20 protein-coding genes are annotated in these 21,959 nt (G+C 64.0%); 12 read left to right on the top strand and 8 right to left on the bottom strand.

The window, feature by feature from the left end; all coding sequences use genetic code 11:
- Positions 1–236: 236 nt before the first annotated feature.
- Positions 237–398: a hypothetical protein gene (locus XH84_RS39815; protein ID WP_164936100.1), complete on the bottom strand. Its 162-nt coding sequence runs from the start codon at positions 396–398 to the stop codon at positions 237–239.
- A gap of 507 nt (positions 399–905) precedes the next feature.
- Between XH84_RS39815 and XH84_RS39810 the strand changes: the two genes are divergently transcribed.
- Complete coding sequence (locus XH84_RS39810) at positions 906–1,544, top strand: helix-turn-helix transcriptional regulator (RefSeq protein ID WP_164936099.1); 639 nt, start codon at positions 906–908, stop codon at positions 1,542–1,544.
- A 252-nt stretch (positions 1,545–1,796) separates the two neighbouring features.
- On the opposite strand, the gene XH84_RS15825 is transcribed toward XH84_RS39810, so the two are convergent.
- From XH84_RS15825 to XH84_RS15800, 4 genes are all read right to left on the bottom strand, one after another.
- Positions 1,797–2,621, bottom strand: a complete 825-nt coding sequence (locus XH84_RS15825) for a papain-like cysteine protease family protein (protein WP_164936098.1) — start codon at positions 2,619–2,621, stop codon at positions 1,797–1,799.
- An 851-nt stretch (positions 2,622–3,472) separates the two neighbouring features.
- On the bottom strand, positions 3,473–3,664 hold the full coding sequence (locus XH84_RS15815; RefSeq protein ID WP_128948486.1) for a ParB N-terminal domain-containing protein: 192 nt from the start codon (positions 3,662–3,664) through the stop codon (positions 3,473–3,475).
- A gap of 530 nt (positions 3,665–4,194) precedes the next feature.
- A complete protein-coding gene (locus XH84_RS15805) occupies positions 4,195–4,815 on the bottom strand; it encodes a transposase (protein WP_128918181.1) in 621 nt (206 codons plus the stop codon).
- Positions 4,816–5,541: a transposase gene (locus tag XH84_RS15800; protein ID WP_164936097.1), complete on the bottom strand. Its 726-nt coding sequence runs from the start codon at positions 5,539–5,541 to the stop codon at positions 4,816–4,818.
- A gap of 100 nt (positions 5,542–5,641) precedes the next feature.
- Here XH84_RS15800 and XH84_RS39805 point away from each other — a divergent pair, with 100 nt between their 5' ends.
- Positions 5,642–5,869 (top strand): hypothetical protein, encoded by a 228-nt coding sequence (locus tag XH84_RS39805; RefSeq protein WP_164936096.1) that lies wholly within the window; start codon positions 5,642–5,644, stop codon positions 5,867–5,869.
- Between the two features lie 93 nt (positions 5,870–5,962).
- Here XH84_RS39805 and XH84_RS15795 read toward each other — a convergent pair whose 3' ends face one another.
- Both XH84_RS15795 and XH84_RS15790 read right to left on the bottom strand, forming a co-directional pair.
- Positions 5,963–6,388, bottom strand: coding sequence for a universal stress protein (locus XH84_RS15795; protein ID WP_128918180.1), 426 nt, complete (start codon positions 6,386–6,388; stop codon positions 5,963–5,965).
- 68 nt (positions 6,389–6,456) lie between these two features.
- Positions 6,457–6,993 (bottom strand): SixA phosphatase family protein, encoded by a 537-nt coding sequence (locus tag XH84_RS15790; protein WP_164936095.1) that lies wholly within the window; start codon positions 6,991–6,993, stop codon positions 6,457–6,459.
- 96 nt (positions 6,994–7,089) lie between these two features.
- Here XH84_RS15790 and XH84_RS15785 point away from each other — a divergent pair, with 96 nt between their 5' ends.
- The 9 genes from XH84_RS15785 to XH84_RS15745 all read left to right on the top strand — a co-directional run bounded on the left by XH84_RS15785 (position 7,090) and on the right by XH84_RS15745 (position 20,680).
- Entirely contained in the window at positions 7,090–8,559 is a 1,470-nt protein-coding gene (locus XH84_RS15785; RefSeq protein WP_128918178.1) for an NAD(P)/FAD-dependent oxidoreductase, read from the top strand.
- Positions 8,560–8,644: 85 nt separating this feature from the next.
- Positions 8,645–9,157: a peptide-methionine (R)-S-oxide reductase MsrB gene (gene msrB / locus XH84_RS15780; RefSeq protein WP_128918177.1), complete on the top strand. Its 513-nt coding sequence runs from the start codon at positions 8,645–8,647 to the stop codon at positions 9,155–9,157.
- Between the two features lie 177 nt (positions 9,158–9,334).
- Positions 9,335–11,602, top strand: a complete 2,268-nt coding sequence (locus XH84_RS15775; RefSeq protein WP_128918176.1) for a flagellar hook-basal body complex protein — start codon at positions 9,335–9,337, stop codon at positions 11,600–11,602.
- Positions 11,603–11,636: 34 nt separating this feature from the next.
- On the top strand, positions 11,637–13,520 hold the full coding sequence (flgK, locus tag XH84_RS15770) for a flagellar hook-associated protein FlgK (RefSeq protein ID WP_128918175.1): 1,884 nt from the start codon (positions 11,637–11,639) through the stop codon (positions 13,518–13,520).
- 21 nt (positions 13,521–13,541) lie between these two features.
- Positions 13,542–15,434, top strand: a complete 1,893-nt coding sequence (locus tag XH84_RS15765; protein ID WP_128918174.1) for a flagellar protein — start codon at positions 13,542–13,544, stop codon at positions 15,432–15,434.
- A gap of 70 nt (positions 15,435–15,504) precedes the next feature.
- Complete coding sequence (locus tag XH84_RS15760; protein WP_128948485.1) at positions 15,505–16,290, top strand: hypothetical protein; 786 nt, start codon at positions 15,505–15,507, stop codon at positions 16,288–16,290.
- Positions 16,280–17,929: a hypothetical protein gene (locus XH84_RS15755; RefSeq protein WP_164936094.1), complete on the top strand. Its 1,650-nt coding sequence runs from the start codon at positions 16,280–16,282 to the stop codon at positions 17,927–17,929. Before XH84_RS15760 ends, XH84_RS15755 begins: the two co-directional genes overlap by 11 nt.
- Position 17,930: 1 nt before the next feature.
- Complete coding sequence (locus XH84_RS15750; protein ID WP_128918172.1) at positions 17,931–19,184, top strand: ATP-grasp domain-containing protein; 1,254 nt, start codon at positions 17,931–17,933, stop codon at positions 19,182–19,184.
- Complete coding sequence (locus XH84_RS15745) at positions 19,181–20,680, top strand: pyridoxal phosphate-dependent decarboxylase family protein (protein WP_128918171.1); 1,500 nt, start codon at positions 19,181–19,183, stop codon at positions 20,678–20,680. Before XH84_RS15750 ends, XH84_RS15745 begins: the two co-directional genes overlap by 4 nt.
- A 75-nt stretch (positions 20,681–20,755) precedes the next feature.
- Here the strand turns inward: XH84_RS15745 and flbT are convergent, their stop codons facing one another.
- Positions 20,756–21,181, bottom strand: a complete 426-nt coding sequence (flbT, locus tag XH84_RS15740; protein ID WP_128918170.1) for a flagellar biosynthesis repressor FlbT — start codon at positions 21,179–21,181, stop codon at positions 20,756–20,758.
- Between the two features lie 324 nt (positions 21,182–21,505).
- On the opposite strand from flbT, the gene XH84_RS15735 reads away from it, so the two are divergent.
- Positions 21,506–21,959 (top strand): flagellin N-terminal helical domain-containing protein (locus tag XH84_RS15735; RefSeq protein ID WP_488226095.1); only part of this gene is annotated, 454 nt, incomplete at its 3' end.

Below are 21,959 nucleotides of genomic sequence, written 5' to 3'. Positions count from 1 at the left end.
CACGCCGCCACATGGGCCCCGGCTCTGCATCGCACCGCCGAAGAGGGCGCTGCGCTGCGTCCGGGGCGCGAGAGCGGGAGTTGTCGCACGCCGGTTGGGTGGTGCGTGCGAGGCTGGCGGAGACAGCGGCGATCGGACGGGAACGAGCGTCGGCGGCACTGTTCTTGCCAACGTAATCCTGCCACGGCCTTGCACTGTCGAATACAACGACTGCTTTGCTCACGGCACGCGCCCCGCTATTGGACGGGCACGCTGGCTGCTCCCATCGCGCTCACGGTGGTCGCGCACCGGAGCTGCAGATCATTCAACGAGGCGAGATCGGCCTTCTCGATCTTGCTGAGGACCTTGCATGTTATCTTGACATCGAAGTCATTCGTCGCGGCGGCTGATTTTTCCATAGGTCTTTCCCTTGCGTTCGGCACCGCCCGGCGAATAGGGGAATGATCGCCGAGCCGCGCGTGGTGGCAACGGGAAGCCGATCAGGCATGACCCCGAGGGGTCGTGAACAGCTTGCGATGATGTGCGGCACGATAGCGAACCTCTGATGATGAGCGCGCGGCGCGAGTTCATGCAGCCCCATGGCGTAAAGGTGGCTCAGATTGTTGCGCGTGTCATGCGTAAACTGCGATCTATGTCGGTCAATTGCGTAAATCGAAGCTTCCAATGCTTCGTCATGCGATCCCGCTGTTGCCTCTCGCGGCAAGTTTCCTCTCTATCGGCTTTTATTTGAGCCGACATATTGACTGCGCTGGCAAAGCAGATTGAGAATTATCCATCAACAGGCGTTCGAAAATAACAACAGCGCCCGTTGCCACGGCGTCACTGCTCGCAGCTTCGTCTCAGCGGGCGGCACCACTCGACCGTAGACATTGACGATGGACCCCGGATCACTTCCGGGGAGGTTGATGGCTGTCATGATAAGTACAGAGTTGGCGAAGCGCTTCTGCGTGACATGCAATCAGGAAAAGCCAGAGACTGAGTTCTCTTTGACGGCCCGCAACGGATGCGAGCGACACCGCATGCAGGTCTGCGCCGAATGCCACGCTTTAGGTGAGCCCGAAAAGAACAGTGCACCTGATAACTGGCCTCGACCTCGACGCATGCTGAACGAAAAGCAGGTTCTTGAGATCGTGCCGGTCGGGCGTTCGACGTTGTGGCGAATGGAAAAGGCGGGTCGGTTTCCGAGATCGACCTATATCTCGCCGAACCGGCGGATTTGGTTCGAGGACGAGATCATCGCCTGGCAGAAGGCGATTGCCGAGTGCGATCCGCATTTCGATCCCGCGCGTGGTCGTGGCAAAGGTCGGCGCAAGGCCCGCGAGCAAGCGGCGGTGCAGCTGACCCGAACAACAAAGTCACGATCCAACGTTCCATGGTTGCGCTGGCGTCTGCCGACTTCTCGCGGGTTTAATCGCCTGGCAATTCATATATCCGACGAAGTTCCCTTTGAACGCGGTCCACGTGCTCTTGTGGCATGGGGCGGGCCCGTCCACGGTGCCCCTTCGGAAAGACGGCGGTCCAGCAAAGTTTTTCGTCAGGAATGATGGCAATTGTGACGCCCTTGCTGACGTCGTCGAAAGCCGTGAGACGTTCACGGAAGATGTACCACATGCGCAAGGCGACTAGATCAAGGCTTCGGGGTGTCTTGCACCGCGAGCACTGGATTTCCCGCTGTCTTGGCCCGGTCGGGGCGAAATGGGCGAGGCCGACGCGCCAGCTTTCTCACCGTGTCAGCGTGCTGGGTCGATCGAGGGCAAGCCACGAAGGCGTTGGGTTTTTTTTGTTCGAACACCGTCTCACTTCCCGAACCGTGTCGCCGCAAGCGGTGAGTACAGGTTCGAGTTCGCGTTCATCCGCTCGCACTCGCGCGACGCGTTCCAGAACGTTTCCACGCACGGCTTCGTAGTGCCGGCGGCCTGCCTCCAAGTGATCGTGAGCGTACTCGGTTCAGTGAAAACCCACCTGCCGGTGTTGTGTGGCTTGGCCGGGGCGCCGGGCGAGGACGGCGCCGTCTTACTCGACATCGCGATATTGCCGTTGCCGAGGTAATAGTACCATGTGCTGCCGTCCCACACGCGCCACCAGCCCGTCGGCCATCCATCTTTTTTTGTCACTCCGTCTGATGCGAGAACGACTTCTTTCTGGTATCGAGCCCACTGGTTGAGCTGCGGGTCGCGCACCAGCATTCCACCCACGACGCCGCCTCCACCGGTGCGATAAATATTGAACCTGTTCACCGGCATGGTTTGATAGGGTCCAACGGCGGGATCATGGTGGTACAAGTCTAGCCCGAGGACGCTAACGACCAGCGATACGTGTAGACCTCCGCCCCAGCTGACCATGATTGGCCCGAGCGCGGTCAGCGCTAGGTCGATATCGTTCGCTGTGGACGTCGGAACGTCCTTGTGAAGAAAGCTTAAACCCTCGTTTCTCATAAATTTGTTATACGCGTCCCCTCCCAGTCGTTGATGAGTGCCGTCCTCGTTCTCAAGTTCCGGCAACCGCTGCGGAGTGGCATATCCGCCCCCGTAGTATAAGCGCAGCATGCGTGCACATGCCCACCAGCAACCTGTGGGATCATAGGCTTGGCTTACAAAAGGCACGGGCCGCGGCAAGGGCATGATCGACCTCTGACTTTTCAATGCGCACCATACGCAGTTAGAGCAAGCGAGCCAATGGCTCGCCACCGCCATTGCTGCGGCGCGGTATCGACACCAACCACCCCGCCGCGCGGTCCCCGACCGCCATCAAGCATCAGCGACTTCGACGGCCTGCATTCCCGCAAGCACAATCACGAAGTCCAATTCTACGCCTTCGACATTCTCGTTTCCGACGGCGAAGATGTCCGCAAGTTGCCGTTGTCCATGCGCAAGACGAACCTCGCCCCGAATGCTGGCGCGGCGCAAATTTGGTTTTTGGAGAGGCTTGGTCGCACTAGGCGTTCTCCTTGCTCTCTGGAAAATGCTTGGTCCTAGCGACGCCCCTGTCAAACAGGACGGAGCGCAGGCCGTGACAGCAGCAAAAGCGGCGACCTGGCGACCAATCGGTGAAATGCCCGATCTTGAAAGGAAGTTTATTGCTGCTGTGGAGAATGGGCGCTCAGTTTACAAGTCGGGAGCAAATGACATGGCAAAGGGGGCCGCACGACCGCTGCGCGCAAAGGAATTGTGTGCATTAATGCGTTCGCCAACCATCAACAATTGGGTTGGGCGTGTCTCCAAGCTCTCGACGAATGGAGCAGCGGCGCAACTAATCCGGGTTCAGCGGGGGCACGAGGATGAGATCGTCGCTTGGCGGAACGCGGTCAATGAGTGCGATCCGAAATCGTGGCAGGGCAAAGGGCGGCTTCGGCGGGCGCGATCAGGCACACGATGGGCTGTAACCTTGGCGCGCGCCGAAGATCTCCGACTGGGCGCTTGATCAGCACACGATGCAGGGCAAGTGAGCGAGACATTATCTCTCGTCGAGCGGCTTAGGCTGAATGTCGAAGAGAACTTCCATAATGCTTGAAAAAGTTATCAAGCTTCACTGGTTCGCCGGTATGTCGCCAGAACAGTTTTTTACCAAGGCTGGCCGCCATCGCGAGGCGGTGGTGGCCGCCGATTAGAGTATGGTCATCGGATGCTGTGGCGATGATCTCGCCGTCTTCGTCCACGATGATCATGTGCTGCCTCCGATCCAGCGCGCGGTCAGCGCCGCCGCGATGGTGCACGTCCATCTAACCTCGTGCCGGTCCCGGCGTTCCAATGGCCGCAGGAAGGCCGCACAACGCAACCGTGAAACTAGGGCTTGTTAGGGCCCAGCAGGTTCGGACGGGCCTCTCGCCCGTCCGGCAGCAACAGAAATATACTTTTATCTTCAGGCGCTTCCGGCGATTTCAACAGGCCGAAAAAATCGCTTGCAGCAAGGCCACACGATTTTGCCGTACGCAAATCACACCGGTCGTGTGCGCGAGGTCTTTTGCTCACGGCTCTCCGCCCTGCAAAACCCTTCGCGCCGATGCAATCAGCGTCCACCGCCGCCCGGCCCGCGTTCGTGACGATCGCGATACGCCTCTCTTCCTTGGGCCGGGTTGCGGCGACACATACGATATTTCCGAATTTCGGTAAAGTGGAATATTTTCGGCGATGCGGATTGACCAAGTATTTGGGTGTTTTGCCCGATGAGACTGAGCAAGAATTACTGGTTCGCGGGTCAGGCCGGGTTGGGTCGGCCAATTGCGGGCATCGGCGGCGGATTTGTCCAGAAGGTCGCCAGAGCAACCTGAATGCACGTCAGCAGGGCTGCGAGGGTGCATCGGCAAGGAGCAAACGTCTTTGCGAGCGCGGCCAGAAACGCGTCGACCCCAAGGATGTTGAGCACGCGGGTGAAGTTGTAGCAGAGCGCCATCAGGCTCCATTCACCGCGGACCTTGTCGAAGCCGCGGACCAGGAAATGACGATAGCCGGCACGGCATTTGAGCGTGCCAAACGGATGCTCGACGATGCCAGAACGACGACGCATCAGCTCGCCTGCGCCCTGCATCCGCGCGCGATGACGTTCAAGAACGTCTTCATGCTCCCAGCGACCGATCGTCCGGTAGGCCGCGTTCGAGCCGAGGCAACGGAGCTTGAGCGGGCAGGTCCTGCAGATCACTCCGCGCGCCGCGTAGCGGATCTCGACGCGGCCGCTGGTGTTCTTCTGCCTGCTCTTCATCGGATGCAGCAGTTGGCCAGCAGGACAATGGTAGGTGTCGGATGCGTCATCATAGTTGAAGTCCTTGAGGGCGAAGCGGCCTTGCTTCTCGAGCCGGGCGTTGGCCTCCGGTACCGGCACTTAGGCCGTGATGCCATCGTCCTCACAGGCCTTCAGTTCGCGACTGCTGTAATAGCCCTCATCTGCCAGCGCCTGCAGGGTCTTGACCTCAAGGGCCTCCTTTGCCGCCATGGCCATCGCATGTAGCTGGCCGACATCGCTGCTGGCGTTCACCACCTCGCTGGCGACAATAAGCTTGTGCTTGTCGTCGACGGCGGTCTGCACGTTGTAGCCTGCGACCCCCTGGCCGCTCTTGACCAGCAGCCGGGCATCCGGATCGGTCAGGGACAGCTGCGTCTGGCCATTCTCCTCCAGCCGAGCAAGATCGGTTTGTGCGCCCGCGCGCTTCGCCATCAGCGCCGCGACTTTCGCGCCGATGTCGCCGTCATCTCCGCCGCCGCCATCGGGCCCATCCTTGCCCGGCTTTCTGGCTTCTGCGGCATCATTGTCCTCTAGGGACTTGCCGTAAGCCTCGATCTCCTGGTCAAGCTTTGCGATCTGATCGGCAAGCCTCTTGCGTGTAAAGATGCTGGCCTTGCTGGCGTCGCCATGGAAGAACGAGCCGTCAATCGCAACAACGCTGCCGCCGACAAGACCGAGCTCGCGCATCAACAGCACGAAACTGCGGTTGGCTGCCTTCAGAGCCGCCCAATTCTCCTTGCGGAAGTTGCCGATCGTCCGATAACCCGGCTTCAGATTCCTCAGCAGCCAGATCAGTTCCAGATTGCGGCAGGCCTCCCGCTCCAACCGGCGCGACGACCTGATTTGGTTGATGTAACCGATAGAGCTTCAGCAGATCAGCCGGATCGTATGGCGGCTGACCGACCTCCTCAGCCTTGCGATCCGCATGGCAAAAGCCGAGCTTGGCAAGGTCGAGGACGCGGACGAAGCTCTCGATCGCCCGAACCGGGTTGTTCGGCCCGACATAATCCTCAATCCGAGCAGGAAGCAGACTGGCCTGCTCGCGGTTCTCGCCGGTCTTAAATGTGCGATTCGTCATCAGCAGAATCGTACACCAACTCCCCCAAATGCCGAGTTCTTGCCCAGCCTCGATGGGCAACGCAAGGTTTTGTAGCCCGGATGAGCGAAGCGATATCCGGGATCCTCATTCCGAGCGGCCCCGGGTATCGCTTCGCTCACCCGGGCTACAAGGGCATTGATCCAGCCCTCAATGCCTGACCACCAGCACCGAACATTTGGCGTAGCGCACGACGTGGCCGGCGTTGGAGCCGAGGAAATAGGTGCGCATCGCCGGCCGGTGCGAGGTCATCACGATCAAATCGGCCTTCATCTGCGCCGCTTCCTCCAGGATCTCGTGGTAGATGCCGCCCTGGCGCACCACGCTGGAGATCCGCCCTGCCTCGATGCCGGATTCGCGCGCGACGATGGCGAGTGCCTCTTCCGAGGTCTGGCGCTGCTGCTCGTCGAAATCGGCCGGCACGTATTCGGCCAGCATCACCGGCGTCATCGGCAGCACGTTGAGCAGGCGCACCGTGCCACTCCAGGTCTGCGACAGCGTTGCCGCGGTCGCGATCGCCGGCTTGGCCAGATCGGTGTCGGCGAGGTCGATGGGCACGAGGATGGACTTGAACATCTGCGCCTCCAAATCTTCAGCCCCTTGATCGCACCGGATCAACCGGTCGAGGCGGCGGGCCACGCCTCTCATCCCGATCGAAGCAGCTTGGGGCTGGTGAACAGCACCAGTTTGCCGCGGCGGTAGGCCACGTCACCCCAATCCTTGACGTCAAAGTCGAAGATCGCAAGTCCCGAAGTGGGCAAATTGTCGGCGAGAGCCCTGGCGCCGGCCGGATCGCCGCCGCCCATCAGCATGAGCGCGGCCTCGTGCATGCCGGGATTATGGGCGACCAGCAGCAATCGCTTCGGGTTGGCCGGGGCCGTTGCAGTGCGAATGGACTCCAGGATCTGCGCCGGATCGGCGCCATAGAGTTCCGGCAGGACCTCGACCTGCGGCGCCGGCACGCGGTCCTTCATCGCCTCCCAGGCGATGTCCCAGGTCTGCCGGGCCCGGACGGCGTGTGACACCAGCACGGTATCGGGGAAGGGCGGATGGGCGGCGATCCAGTCGCCGATTTGCGCAGCATCCCTTTGGCCGCGGTCGTCGAGCCGGCGGTCCTGGTCACGGCCGCTCGGCGCGTCAGTCTCTGTCTTGGCGTGACGCAGCAACATCAAGCGGCGCATGGCATTCCCGAATCGTTCCACGTCCAGAATAATCTACAGGCGCCGGTTGAGGACAAGGTGACAGGCGCCCGATCGGTCCTTTAATAAGAAAACGGCATGAGCGAGACTTACACAAGCGTATCCCAGGAAGAAGCCGGCTTTCGCGACCGCACGCGGCTGTCGTTCGAGCTTGACGCCGACATCTGCGTCATCGGTGCGGGGCTCGCCGGGCTCACCATCGCGCTGGAGGCGGCCCGGTTAGGGGCCAGTGTCGCCGTGCTCGAAGGCCGCCACGTCGGCTGGAACGCGTCCGGCAACCAGCTCGGCACGGTGATGCCGGGCTTTGCGCTGCCGCTCACCGAGCTTATCGAGCGCATCGGCTTCGAGGACGCGCGTGAATTGTGGAGGCTGTCGAAGGAGGGCGCCGAGTTCGTCCGGGCCAACGCCACGGAAGAGAACATGCCAGGGATCGCCAGAAGCGAGGGCGTGCTGGAGGTCTCGAACGTCGATGCCGGCGACCGGCTGATCAGCCGGTTGCAGATGCTGAACGAGGATTTCGACACCGAGGTCGAGGGTTGGCAGGTCGATCGCGTCCGCGAGGTGCTCAAGACCGATCGCTACTTCCACGGCGTGTATTATCCCAAAGCGTTTCAGGTCGACGGCCGCAAATATGTGCACGGCCTCGCGGGGCTGGCGCGTCGGGCAGGCGCCCGCATCTTCGAGGACACGCCGGTCGTCAGCATCGATCATTCCGGCATCCGCAAACGCATCGTCACGCCCTCGGCGCGGCTGCGCGCCACCCACATCGTGCTCGCGGGCAACATCCATCTCGGCGCGCCCTTAAGGCGCCTGTCGGAGACGCTGCTGCCGGTCTGGCGCTATGCCGGCATCACCGCGCCGCTCGGCGAGCGCGTGCATGAGATCATCGCCTTCAAGGGATCGGTGATGGACTCCGACGGTGTCGATCATTTCCGCATCGTCGACGGCGACCGGCTGATGTGGGAAAGCCCGGAGACCACTTGGGCCGCCGGTCCGCAGCGCTTTGCGGGCGCCGTGAGGCGGCGGATCCGCACGATCCTTCCAGCGCTCGGCAATGTCGAGGTCACGGACATGTTTGGCGGCGCCACCGGCCAGACCGTGCACGGCATGCCGCAGATCGGCCAGTTGCGCAAAGGGCTGTGGGTGGCGAGCGGGTTCGGCCGTCAGGGCATGAACACCTCGGCGATGGCCGGGCAGATGATTGCGCGCAGCATCCTGTGGGGCGATGAGCGCTGGCGGCTGTTCTCGCCGTTCGAACTGGTCTGGGCAGGCGGCGCCACGGGACGGGTCGCAGGCCAATTGGTCGGGATTTGGGGCAGGGCGAGTTCCGCCGCTGCAGGCTCGCTCGCCCGCTATCGCGAGCGTGCCAGGGTCAAGAACAGGGAGCGCGAGGCGCGCCTTGCCGAGGCCAACCGGGCCGCCGGCACCGGTCCGCGCCGTCCGCCGCCGGGCGTCAGGCCGCGGCCGGCCCCGGCGCCGAAACCCGCGGTCGAAGCGGCAGACCCGCCCTCGGAACCGGCCTCCCACGACGTCGGCGTTTCGCGATAGACCCGCGAAAAATTCCGCCTGGAGGTGTAACGTCGGCCGTTAAAGCCCGTATCTCAGGGCGTGGAGCTCCCGCACGGAGAATGAGATGTTTGACCGCCGCATCCTGTTGACGACTGCCGCCGGCCTGTTCGGCCTTGGGGCCTTCCGCTGGCTGAGAGGAATGCCTGCCGAGGCCGGCGAGAAGGCCGCGGAAAAGTTCGAGATCACGAAGACGGAGGCTGAATGGCGCGCCCAGCTCACGCCGCAGCAATATGAGATCCTGCGCAATCACGGCACCGAGCGGCCGGGCTCCAGCCCGCTGCTGAAGGAGCATCGCAAGGGCATTTTCGCCTGCGCCGGCTGCGATCTGCCGCTGTTTGCGTCCGAGACCAAATTCGAGAGCGGCACCGGCTGGCCGAGCTTCTACCAGCCGATCGAGGGCAATGTCGGCAAGACCGAGGACCGGGCCTACGGCATGGTGCGCACCGAGGTGCATTGCCGGCGCTGCGGCGGCCATCTCGGCCACGTCTTCGACGACGGTCCGAAGCCGACCGGATTGCGCTATTGCATTGATGGTTTCGGGCTGGTCTTCCATCCCGCGGCGGCATCGGCGACGTAAGGAAGGCCCGGCAATTGTTGCCGGTCCCGGCAATTGTGCCCCGGTCGTCAGGGCGGGGCAATTTCATTAAGTCATTGAATTTCTGAAGATACCCGCATTGGCATAGCCCTTGCGACTGTCTCCTCCGACTGCGGCCATGGTCGACCGGCCGCCGAGATCGGATTTGGAGACAAAGTTATGGGTATCTTCGATGCAATGAACACCTCGGTGGGTGGCCTGCAGGCGCAGTCCTACGCGCTACAGAACATTTCGGGCAACATCGCGAACTCATCCACCACCGGTTACAAGGGCATCGGCACCAGCTTCGTCGATCTCATTCCCGACTCCTCGGTTCCGAGCAAGCAGGTCGCGGGCGGCGTGACGGCCAATGCGAAGGCCACCATCACCACGCAGGGCACGATCTCGGGCTCCACCGTCGCCACCAACATGGCGATCACCGGCGACGGCTTCTTCTCCATTCAGAAGGCGACCGGCGTCGTCGACAACGTTCCGGTGTTCAGCGGCGTCACCTATTACACCCGCCGCGGCGACTTCCAGCTCAATGCCAACGGCAATCTGGTCAACGGCGCCGGCTATTATTTGATGGGCACCACGGTCGATCCCAAGACCGGCAACCCGACCGGCAACGTGGCGACGGTCCTGAAATTCCAGAACAACTTCATCCCGGCCCAGGCGACCACCTCGATCCAATACGCCGCGAACCTGCCGAGCGTGCCGAATACGGCGGCCAGCTCGACCGCGGCGACCGGCACGCTGCTGGCGGCCGGCGGCCTGAACCCGTCTGACTTCGCCGCCAACCCGCTGATCATCGGCACGCCGCCGCCGCCCTACACCAATGCGACGATCTCGGGCGCCGCGGCCACCGGCAATCTGCGCTCGGCCTATACGGCGACGACCGCGACCGGCACGGTGACGCTGCTGGACAGCGCCTCGGCGGCGGTATCTGGCGGCACGTCGCTCGATTCCGCCGTGTCCCCGCATCTCAACAACACCCTTCTCACCAGCCTGGCCGGCAAGACGCTGACGGTCAACGGTCAGACCATCAACTTCGACGCCACCGTTTCCGGCGCCTCCACGGTCGGCACGACCACCACGATCGGTTTGCTTTCGCCGACCGGCGCAAAGATGTCGGACATCCTGAATGCGATCACCCTGGGTGCCGGCGGCGCCCCCGCCGCCGCGATAATGACCACCGGCGGCAACATCCAGATCACGACCAACACCACCTCCGACGTCACGATCAGCGGCACCGCGGCAGGCTTGCTCGGCGTCAGCAGTGTGACGCGCGGCGGTAACGTGCTGTCCACCCCCGCGATTACGGGTGCTACGGTGCTCGGCGGCAGCGCGACGCCCGGCGGCCCGGAAGTCCTCTCGACGCCGTTCGTGGCTGGCAACTACATCCAGGTCAATGGCACCGGCCCTGCCAATACAATCACCTTCGTGAATTCCGGTGCTGTCGCTCCGAACCAGATCAACATCACCGACGACATCTCGACCTTGCTGCAGAGGATCGACACGCTCAGCGGTGCGAGCGGTTCGTCGATCAGCAACGGCGTGATCACCCTGAATACCGGTATCGCCAATCCGACCCTGACGGTGACGAGCAACAACAGCAGCGCCTTCGCCGCGCTCGGCTTTACGTCATCCATTTCCAAGAACCGCGGCGGCGGCGGCACGGCCGGCACCGGCGGCGTGATCGGCAACGACATCGCCACCTTCACCAAGGAATCGATCAGCGGCGGCGCGGTGACCGCCTACAACGCCGCGGGCACGCCGGTGAACCTGCAGCTGCGTTGGGCCAAGACCGACAGCGCCTCGCTGGGCACGGGCCATTCCGATACCTGGAACCTGTTCTACCAGACCGATCCGAACGCGACCGGCACGACGGTCGGCTGGGTCAATACCGGGCAGGCCTTCACCTTCGCCGCCGACGGCTCACTGACCTCCCCGAGCACCTCGGGCATCACCATCAACAATGTCAGCGTCAGCGGTCAGTCGCTCGGCTCGCTCGCTTTCAACATCTCTCAGGGCGGCCTGACGCAATATGCCAGCACCAGTGGCGCGGTGACCATCAACACCATCACCCAGAACGGCTACGCCGCAGGTCAGCTCCGCTCCGTCGCCGTCAACAACAACGGCCTCGTGGTCGGTACCTTCTCCAACGGCCAGAACCTCGACCTCGCGCAGGTCTCGTTGTCGCACTTCAACGGCACCAACTACCTGAAGGCGCTCGACGGCGGCGCCTATGCCGCGACCGAGCAGTCTGGACCTGCGATCGACGGCGCTTCGGGCACCATCAGCGGCTCGTCGCTGGAAGGCTCGAACACCGACATCGCCGACGAATTCACCAAGCTGATCGTGACCCAGCAGGCCTATTCGGCCAACACCAAGGTGATCACGACCGCGAATTCGATGGTGCAGGACCTCCTGAACGTGTTGCGCTGATCGGCGCGTAACGTAACCAAAGGCGGTAAGTAACATGGGTTTGAGTTCAGCCCTCGCCAGTGCGATGAGCGGCCTGCGTGCCAACCAGGCCGCGCTCTCGATCGTCTCCTCGAACGTCGCGAATGCGCAGACGCCGGGTTACGTCGTCCAGACGCCGAACCAGATCGAGGTCACCACCGGCGACTTCGGCTCGACGGCGATGACGACCGGCGTCAGCCGGGAGCTCGACACCTATGTGCAGAACCAGCTGCGCACCGAAACCGGCGGCAGCGGTTACGCCGACCAGATGGCCAGCATCCTGAAGCAGCTTCAGAATGTTTATGGCACGCCGGGCAACAGCGGCACGCTCGAAACCTCGCTGAACAACTTCACCACGGCGCTGCAGGGGCTGTCGACGAGCTCGGGTGCCTCGTCAGCGCAAACGGTTGCCCTCGGCGCGGCGCAGGCGCTGGCCACGCAGCTCAACGTCACCACCAAGGGCATCCAGTCGCTGCGCTCCAACGTCGAGCAGGATCTCGGCACCTCGGCGGCCGCCGCCAACGCGGCGATGCAGAAGGTCGCCACCATCAACACCAAGCTGCAGGGTCTGTCGGCCAACGACCCCTCGGCCGCGACATTGATGGACCAGCGCGACCAGGCCATCAACACGCTATCGAAATATGTCGACGTCCGCGTCACCACCGACGGTTCGAACCAGGCCAACATCTACACGACCACAGGCATCCAGCTGGTCGGCGCCGGGCTCGCCTCGCAATTCACCTTCGCTTCCGCAGGCGCAATTTCGGCGACGTCGCTGTACAACACGGATCCCGCCAAGTCCGGCGTCGGCGAGCTCAACATCGTGCTGCCGAACGGCTCGAAGGTCGACGTCGTCGCCAACAACGTGGTCTCGTCGGGCGAGATCGCGGCCGACCTGAAGCTGCGCGACCAGACGCTGGTGCAGGCGCAGGACCAGATCGACCAGCTCGCCGCCACGATGTCGAGCGCGCTGTCGGACAAGACCACCGCCGGCACCACGGTGTCCGGTCCACCGGCCGGCTTCGACATCGACCTTGCCGGTGCGCTGCCGGGCAACACCGCCAGCTTCACCTACACCGACACGGCGACCAATACGAAGCGCCAGATCACGCTGGTCAACGTCACCGATCCGGCGGCGCTGCCGCTCCAGAACGCCACCAACGCCAATCCGATGCAGATCGGCGTGAATTTTGCGAGCGGCATGGGCACGATCGCCTCCGTGCTCAACACCGCGCTCTCGGGCTCGCACCTGTCCTTCTCTGCAGCCCCGTCGCCGGCGACCGCCACAACGCTGCGGATCACCGACGACAATAGCGGCCTTGCCAAGGTCAATTCGGCCTCGACGAGCAAGACGATGTCGTCGCTGACCTCGGGCAATCCGCAACTGCCGCTGTTCACCGACGGCGGGCAGGCGCTCTACACCGGCGCGATCTTGGCCTCGGGCTCGCAGCTGACCGGCTTTGCCGGACGCATCAAGGTGAACACGCAGCTGGCCGCCGACCCGACCAGGATGTCGGTGTACAACACTTCGCCGGTGACGCCCGCGGGTGACACCACGCGCTCGGACTATCTCTACTCGCAGCTCACCAGCGCGGTGTTCTCCTATTCACCGCAGAGCGGCCTCGGCTCGGCCAACCAGCCCTTCACCGGCAGCGTTTCGAACTATCTGCAGCAGTTCCTGAGCGTGCAGGCCAACGCCTCGACCCAGGCGACCCAGCTCCAGCAGGGCCAGAGCGTCGTGGTCTCGACGCTGCAGGCCAAGTTCGACTCGACCTCCAAGGTCAATCTGGACTCGGAGATGTCGAACCTGATCCAGCTGCAGAATGCCTACGCCGCCAACGCCCACGTCATGTCGGTGGTGCAGAGCATGATGAACACGTTGATCCAGGCTCAAGCGTAACAAGTAACAGGGCTCTGAAACATGTCGATCAGCAGTATCAACTACTCCTCGTCGGTTCTCGGCTCGCAGATCCGCAACATCAATCAGCAGCTCACTGACCTGTCGACGCAGCTCTCGACCGGCAAGCTGTCGCAGAACTATTCCGGGATGGGCACCAACGAGGGCTTCGCGATCGCCGGGCGCGCGCAGCTCTCCAACATCGCCGCCTATACCGACACGATCACCAACGTCAATGTCAGCATCAACCTCGCCAATACCGCGTTGCAGTCGCTGACCAAGATCCGCAGCACGGTGCAGACGGGCTCCGCCAACACCGCGCAGGATCTCAACGTCAACGGCCAGACCATCGCGCAGAACACCGCCGCGGCCCAGTTCGGCTCGATGGTCGGCGTCCTCAACACGCAGACGGGCAACCGCTATCTGTTCTCCGGAACCGCCGTCAACACGCAGTCGGTCGCGGATTCCGGCGACATCATCAACGGCACCACGACGCAGGCGGGCTTCAAGACCGTGATGGCGGAGCGCCAGGCCGCCGACTTGGGGGCCAACGGCATGGGTCGCCTGGTGCAGACGCAGCCGACGCCGAGCTCGATCCAAATGTCGGAAGATGTCGCGGGCTCGCCGTTCGGCCTCAAGATCAAGGCGGTCTCCTCGACGCTGACGGGCGCGACCGTGACCGGCCCGAGCGGCTCGCCGGTGTCGTTCTCGGTCGATCTCAACGGCATCAACCCGAACAATGGCGACAAGCTCAGCATCCAGTTCACGCTGCCGGACGGCACGACCGAGCAGATCGAGCTGACCGCATCCTCAGCGACGCCGACGCCGCTCGGCAGCTTCGCGATCGATGCGAGCACCCCGGTCAACCCCAACAACACGGCCGCGAATCTCAATACCGCGCTGAACACCGCGATCACGAAGCTCGCCAACACTTCGCTGGTCGCGGCATCCGCCGTCACCGCCGGCGATAATTTCTTCAACACCGATAGCTCGGCGATCGGCGCCGCCAAAAACAACCAGGCGACGCCGGCGGCACCGATCAGCGGCACCACCGCGCTGTCGGGCACCGCGCCCTCGGACTCGATCTCGCCCGGCTTCTCCGCCGGCGACACCCTCACCGTCAACGGCACCACGCTGAGCTTCGTCGCCTCGGGCGCGACCGGCAACCAGCTCAACGTCACCGACAGCATCCAGACCCTGCTCGGCAAGATCGACCGGATCACGGGGACCTCGAAGCCGTCGACGATCCATGGCGGCTCGATCACGATCAACACCGACGATGCGGCGAGCCTGAGCATTTCGGGCTCGACCCCGGGCGCCATCGCCGCGCTCGGCGCCCTCGGCTTCAGCTCATCGCCCATCACCGCCACGCAGCCGCCGCTGCGCGTCGGCTCCTCGCCCGCGAGTTCGGCGACGACGCTGGTCAACGGTTCGGCCACCACCGTGAAATGGTACTTGGGCAATGACGGGCCCGGCTCGGCGCGCTCGACCGCAATGGCGCGGGTCGACGATTCCGTCACGGTGCAGTATGGCGCCCAGGCGAACGAGGACGCGATCCGCCGGCAATTGCAGGCGATCGCGGTGTTCGGGACGTTCTCGACCTCGCCGACCGGACAGTATTCGGGTGGGCAGGTCTCCGCGCTGAGCCTGCGGGTGACGCAGGCGCTGACCCAGCAGCCCGGTCAGCAGCGCATCGAGGACATCCAGACCGACATCGCGATGGCCCAGAACACGATGAAGGACGCCTCCACGCGCCAGACCCAGGCCAAGGCGCAGCTCCAGACCATCATCGACCAGGCGGAATCGGCTTCGCCCGACCAGGTGGCGAGCGAAATCCTCTCGCTGCAGAACGCGCTCCAGGCGTCCTACCAGGTGACCTCGAACCTCGCGCAGCTCTCGCTCGTCAAGTTCCTGTAAGGGCGCGTTAAGGCGCCGTTAACCATGGCTCTTTACCTCTTGGTGAGGATTGGAGCGGGGCGGAGCTGCGATGTCGGACAAGATGCAACTGGTGGTGGCAACGCCATGCTTCGGCGGGCAGGTGTCGAGCATCTATGCGAGCTCGATCTTCGCGCTGCAGCGCGCCGTGCACGGCATGTCCAATCTCGAGCTCAAGGTGCTGCTGCGGGACGGCGACGCGCTGATCACCCGCGCCCGCGCCAACCTGGTCGCGATGTTCCTGGACGATCCCAAGGCAACGCATTTCCTGTTCATCGATGCCGATATCGGCTTCAAGCCCGAGCAGGTATTCCGGCTGATCGAATGCGGCGCGGACGTCGTCGCCGGCTGCTATCCGATCAAGCGGGTCAATTGGGACAAGGCCGCGCGGGCGATCCAGTCGGGCCGTGCCGACGTGGCGGCGGCTTCGCTGGACTATGTGCTCGAGATCGAGGATCCCGACCGTATCGTCGTGGTCAACGGCTTCACCCGCGTACGCTACGCCGGCACCGGCTTCCTGATGATCCGGCGCCGCGTGCTGGAGGCGATGTGCCGCCATCCGGATTATGCAAGCCTGCAGTTCTTCCGCGAGCATTCGCACGACACGCTGGCCGCGAGCCAGAACCGCTTTGCGCTGTTCGAATGCATGATCGATCCGGCCACTGGCACTTATCTTTCCGAGGACTTCGCCTTCTGCAAGCGCTGGACCGATGTCGGCGGCGAGATCTGGGCCGACATCCAGAGCTCGCTCGATCACGTCGGCCCGTCGGTGTTCCACGGCGACATCGCCTCGCAATTCGCACCGGCCCCCACAAGGGCGGCGGCCGATGCCGCGTGAGCCTTCCGGGATGAGCACCGGCGCATCCCGTCTGCCAGAACCGGAACGCGCACCCGACTATGATTCGCGCTACCGCCTGCGCGATCTCTTCACGCCACTCGACACGCTGCTGGTCTCCGGCGGAGATCCGCGGCTGGCGCTCGACGCCAGGGAGCGGGTCAACGTGTATGGCTGCGCGGCCTCGCCGCAGCCTGAGATCTGGAATTTCGCGTCCTCGACCGCGTCGACGATCTCGCAAGCTGCCTATGACCGCGCCGCGTTGGCGCGCGAAGAGCTGGTGCACAAATGCCTGTTCGACGAAGTTGAGGTCGCCTTCGACGCGCGTTGCGAGGACATGCGGAACGAGCTGCGCGGCCACCTCCAGCTTCCGCCGCGCGTTGAAATCGTCTTCTCGCCCTCAGGCACGGACTCCCAGCTCCACGCCCTGTTCCTGGCGCGCGCGGTGCTCGGGGCGCCGCCGGTGACGATCGTGGTCGGCGCCGACCAGACCGGAAGCGGGACGATCCATACCGCCCGCGGGCACCATTTCAGCGCCATGACGGCGAACGGCCTTGCGGTTCGCAAGGACGGCGCGGTTGCGGGGCTCGCGGGCGCCAGTCTCGCGTTGCCGCTGCTCGAGACCGGCCCCGCGATTGCAATGCGCGGGGATGCCGATGCCGCGGTGTTGCATGCGGTCGAGGCCACGATCGCGCAAGGCGCGCCCGTGCTGCTCCAGATCATGGATGCATCGAAGCTCGGCTGGCGCGCACCGAGCGCGGCTTGCCTCGACGAGATCGCGCGGCGCTGGCCGCGCAAGGTCCAAATCGTCGTCGACGCCTGTCAGGCCAGGCTCGGCCGCCGCCGGCTGCGCTCCTATCTCGACCGCGGCTATATGGTGCTGATGTCAGGCTCGAAATTCTTCGGTGGGCCTGCCTTCAGCGGTGCGCTGCTGGTGCCGAAGGGCCCGTCGCGACCGCTCGACCGGATCGAGGGGATTGCGCCTGGCATCTTCGACTATGCCGGTCGCTGTGATTGGCCGATGGCCTGGACGATGCTGCGTTCGCGCTTCGAGCGCCGTCCGAATTTCGGTCAATGGCTGCGCTGGGAGGCGGCGCTCGCCGAGATCGGCAGCTACTACGCCGTGCCCGGCGCATTCCGCGCCAAGGTGCTCGCCGAGCTCGCCGCCGGCATCGACAGCATGATCGCGTTGTCGCCGTCGCTTCGCCCCGTTGCAGCCGCGACCAGGACGGCCGATCTGGATGACGAGGAATTTGCGCAAACTACGATCTTTCCGTTCATGCTTCTGCGCGGCGGCAAACCGGTCTCGATCGCCGAGACCAACGCCGTTCATCAGGCACTGGCGCGTGACATGAGCCAGGAGATCAGCGGCAGCGCGGCCGACCGGCAGGTCGCCGCGCAGCGCTGCCTGATCGGCCAGCCGGTCCGTCTGGAGCGGCAGGCCGCGGCACCGCAGGCCGTGCTGCGCCTTTGCGTCGGCGCCCGGCTCGTCACCGAGGCCTGGTCGCCGGACGCGACAGAGGCGCAACGCAATGTGCAGCACGTTCTCGATCGCATCGCCCATGTGCTGGTAAAGATCGAGCTGCTGCTTGACCGTGGCGCGGTCGCGGCCGCGCCGGTAAACTTCGCGTTCGAGGTGTGAGATGCAGCATCCGGTTTCCGCGCCAATCGGCATGATCGCGGCGAACTATGCCGATCGCATCGGCTTTGCGCAGCTGACGCGCCAGGCCTTCGAAGGTGTCGACCTGCATCCGTTGCGCGACCAGTTGGTGGCGCGGATTGCGGCGGGGACGGCGCTGGCGGGCGAGGGACTGGATCTGTCGTTGATCACCCAGCTTCTCGGCGACAAGGTTCAGGGGCTCGCGATCCAGTCGGAGGTGCTCACCTTCCATCAATTGTTTCGCACGCCGAGTGCCGCTCCGAAACCCCGCTTGCGCGTGCTCGCGCTTGCCGCCGACATCGACATGGGCGGCAACACGCCGATCGATTTTCTGCTCGAAGGTTCCGACATCGAGCTGTTGACGCTCTACGTGGTCAAGGGCGTCGGCCTGCCGCAGAATTTGCCCGAGCACGACGTTGCCATCGTGGTCGCGTCCGACTCCGAGGAATGCCGCGAAGCGCTCGCCTTGATCGAGAAGGCCGCGCCGCACTGGCCGCGGCCGCTGCTCAATCGTCCCGATCGCATCGGCAACCTCGATCGCGACAAGCTGCATCGGCTGCTGGCCGGCGTGCCGGGTCTCGACATTCCCGCAACCATCCACGCGACGCGCACGCAATTGTCGGATCTTTCGCGCGGGCAGATCGCCTGCCAGGACATCGCGGGCGAGCTGCGCTTTCCGATGATCGCGCGGCCGCGCGGCTCGCATGCCGGCGTCGGGCTCGCGAAGCTCGACGATGCGGCGGCGCTCGCATCTTATCTTGCCGAGCGGAACGAACAGGATTTCTTCGTCGCGCGTTTCGTCGATTATGTGAATCCCGACGGGCTCTATCGCAAATATCGGCTCGCGATGGTCGACGGCAAACCTTACGCCTGCCACATGGCGATCGCCGAGCGCTGGGACATCTGGTATCTCAACGCCTACATGGCCTTCAGCGAGGAGAAGCGTGCAGAGGAGGCGCTCTTCATGCGCGACTTCGACCACGCTTTCGCGGTGCGCCACAGCAGCGCGCTCGAGGAGATGAGCAGGCGCGTCGGCCTCGACTATTTCATCGTCGATTGCGCCGAGAACCAGGCTGGCGAACTCCTGGTCTTCGAAGCCGACAACACCGCCGTCGTGCACAACATGGATTCGCCGGCCGTGTTTCCTTACAAGCCGCCGCAGATGCGCAAGATCTTTGCGGCGTTCGCGGCGATGCTATCGCGGCATGCAAGAGCGGGCGAGGAGAGCGCAACATGAACGAGATCATCCGTAACGCGCAAAGCTCCGTCGCCCACACCTCGCTCGACCCGCAGGACTGGAGCGCATTTCGCGCGCTCGCCCATCGCATGCTGGACGAGACGATCGACGGCATCGCCAACGTCCGGACGCGCCCTGTCTGGCAGCCGATCCCTGATGACGTCCGCGCGGCATTCAAGGCCGACGTGCCGCGCGAGGCGAGCGACCTCGCCGAGGTCTACCGCGAATTCACCGAGCACGTCGCGCCCTATGCGACCGGAAACGTCCATCCCGGCTTCATGGGCTGGGTGCATGGCGGCGGCACCGCGGTCGGCATGCTCGCGGACATGCTCGCGGCCGGGCTCAACGCCAATCTCGGCGGACGGGACCATATGCCGATCGAGGTCGAGCGCCAGATCGTCGACTGGATGCGTCGCCTGTTCGCCTTTCCGGACAGCGCGAGCGGCATCTTCGTCACGGGCACGTCGATGGCCAATCTGATGGCGGTGCTGGTGGCGCGTAACGTTGCGCTCGGCACGCTGGCGCGGCAATACGGCATCGGCAATGGCGGTGTGCTGCTCACGGCCTATACCTCGCAGGCCGCGCATGGCTGCGTCTCCAGGGCGATGGATATTGCCGGCCTCGGCACCGATGCGCTGCGCAAGATCGGCGTCGATGCTGACCATCGCATCGATGTCGAGGCGCTGCGCGCGCAGATCGCCGTCGATCGCGAGGTCGGCTTCAAGCCGTTCCTGGTCGTCGCCTCCGCCGGCACGGTCGACATTGGTGCGATTGACGACCTCAAGGCCGTCGCACAGCTGTGCCGCGAGGAGGGAATCTGGTTTCACGTCGACGGAGCTTTCGGCGCGCTCGCGATCTTCTCGCCCGAGCTCGCGCCGCTGCTCGGTGGTATCGAGCTTGCCGATTCCATCGCGCTCGACTTCCACAAATGGGGGCAGGTGCCCTACGATGCCGGCTTCCTGCTGGTGCGCGACGGCGAGCAGCATCGGCAGGCCTTTGCGCAGCCCGCGGCGTATCTGCGCCGCGAGGCGAGGGGACTTGCGGCGGGGGCGGTCTGGCCCTGCGATCTCGGCCCGGATCTGTCGCGCGGCTTCCGGGCGCTGAAGACCTGGTTTACGTTGAAGACGTTCGGCACTGAGCGGCTTGGTGCGACGATCGCGCGAAGCTGTGCGCTCGCGAAGTATCTGGAAGCGCGCATTCTCGCCGAGCCGCGGCTGGAATTGCTGGCGCCGGTCAACCTCAACATTGTCTGCTTCCGTTATCGCGCCGATGATGCGATCAACCGCGAGATCGTCGCCGACATCCAGGAGTTCGGAATAGCGGCGCCGTCGAGCACGACACTGGACGGCAAATTTGCGATCCGTGCCGCGATCGTCAACCACCGCTCCGACGAGAGGGATGTCGACGCGCTGGTCGCGGCGGTGCTCGAATTCGGCGCACGCCGAACCGGCGAGGGCTTGATCGAGGTCGAGGCGCCGTCGCTCGCGGCGCAGTGAACGGCGGTCCGCTGAAACGACAACGGCCCCGGAGATCGTCCGGGGCCGTTGTCGTATGCGCGGTCGGGTCTGGGATCAGGCGGCGGAGCTGACGTCGCCCTTAGGGTGCGTGGCCTCGTACTGCTCCCGAAGCTTCTCCTCATAGGCGATCAGCTTGCGGGCTTCCTTGAGCGCCCGGTAGAGATCGCCGCTCATGATGTGGTTGTTGATGCCTTCGATGATCGGCCAGGAGCTCGGCACGGCAGTCATGATCTCGCGCACCAGGTTGAAATAGGTGCCGTGCTGCGTCTGCGGATCCGGCGAGATGTACATGAGCTGCACCGCCAGATACACCAGCTTGGCAGGCGTGTCGGCGGTCTCGGGCGTGAGGATGTCGCGCTCGCGCAGGATCGGCACGTTCTCGCCGTCGATCAGTAGACGCGCGCGCTGATCGGTGTTGGTGATCACGGAGTTGCCGACGATGATGCGTTCGTGTGGTTTGAGCTCGACCTTGAGAGCCATGCCTGTTCTCCATCAACCGTTTTGTAACGAGCCTTGCGCGAGCGCCCTGAATGATGGCTGCTGGCCCTGATTTGGGTCCAATCCTTGCTGAATGTGGTTAACGGCTTGTAAACGCCGGCCGCCGTGGCGGAAAATTGAACGATTTCAAGGCGCTGGTTTCGAGCGCTGTCGGGACTTGGGCCTCCTGAGGGGCTCTCGGAGGTCCGACGCAGAGAAACCCGGGGTTTCATTTCACGGATTGTTAGAGGCTTGGACGCACCGTCCCGCCGGTCGTCTGATCAATCTCGGTCAGACAGGACGCGTAGCTACCAGAAAGGTAACAGTATGTCCGGTATCGTTCTCTCCTCCTCGGTTCGCCAGAACCTGCTCTCCCTCCAGTCCACCGCCGACCTGCTCGCCACCACCCAGTCCCGTTTGTCGACTGGCAAGAAGGTGAACTCGGCGCTCGACAACCCCACCAACTTCTTCACCGCCCAGTCGCTCGACAACCGCGCCAGCGACATCAACAACCTGCTCGATGGCATCGCCAACGGCGTGCAGGTGCTGCAGGCCGCCAACACCGGCATCACCTCACTGCAGAAGCTGCTCGATTCCGCCAAATCGATCGCCAACCAGGCGCTGCAGACCACCGTCGGTTACTCGACCAAGTCGAACGTCGCGACCACGATCGCGGGTGCGACCTCGACCGACCTCCGCGGCACCACGACCTACACCAGCGCGACTGCGCTCTCCAACGTGCTGTTCTCCGGCAATGCCGGCGGCACCACGGCGGCGACCG

Origin of the sequence: Bradyrhizobium nanningense, from assembly GCF_004114535.1 — a bacterium.
Classification (GTDB): Bacteria; Pseudomonadota; Alphaproteobacteria; order Rhizobiales; family Xanthobacteraceae; genus Bradyrhizobium; species Bradyrhizobium nanningense.
This window is presented reverse-complemented; position numbering and strand designations above follow the sequence as displayed.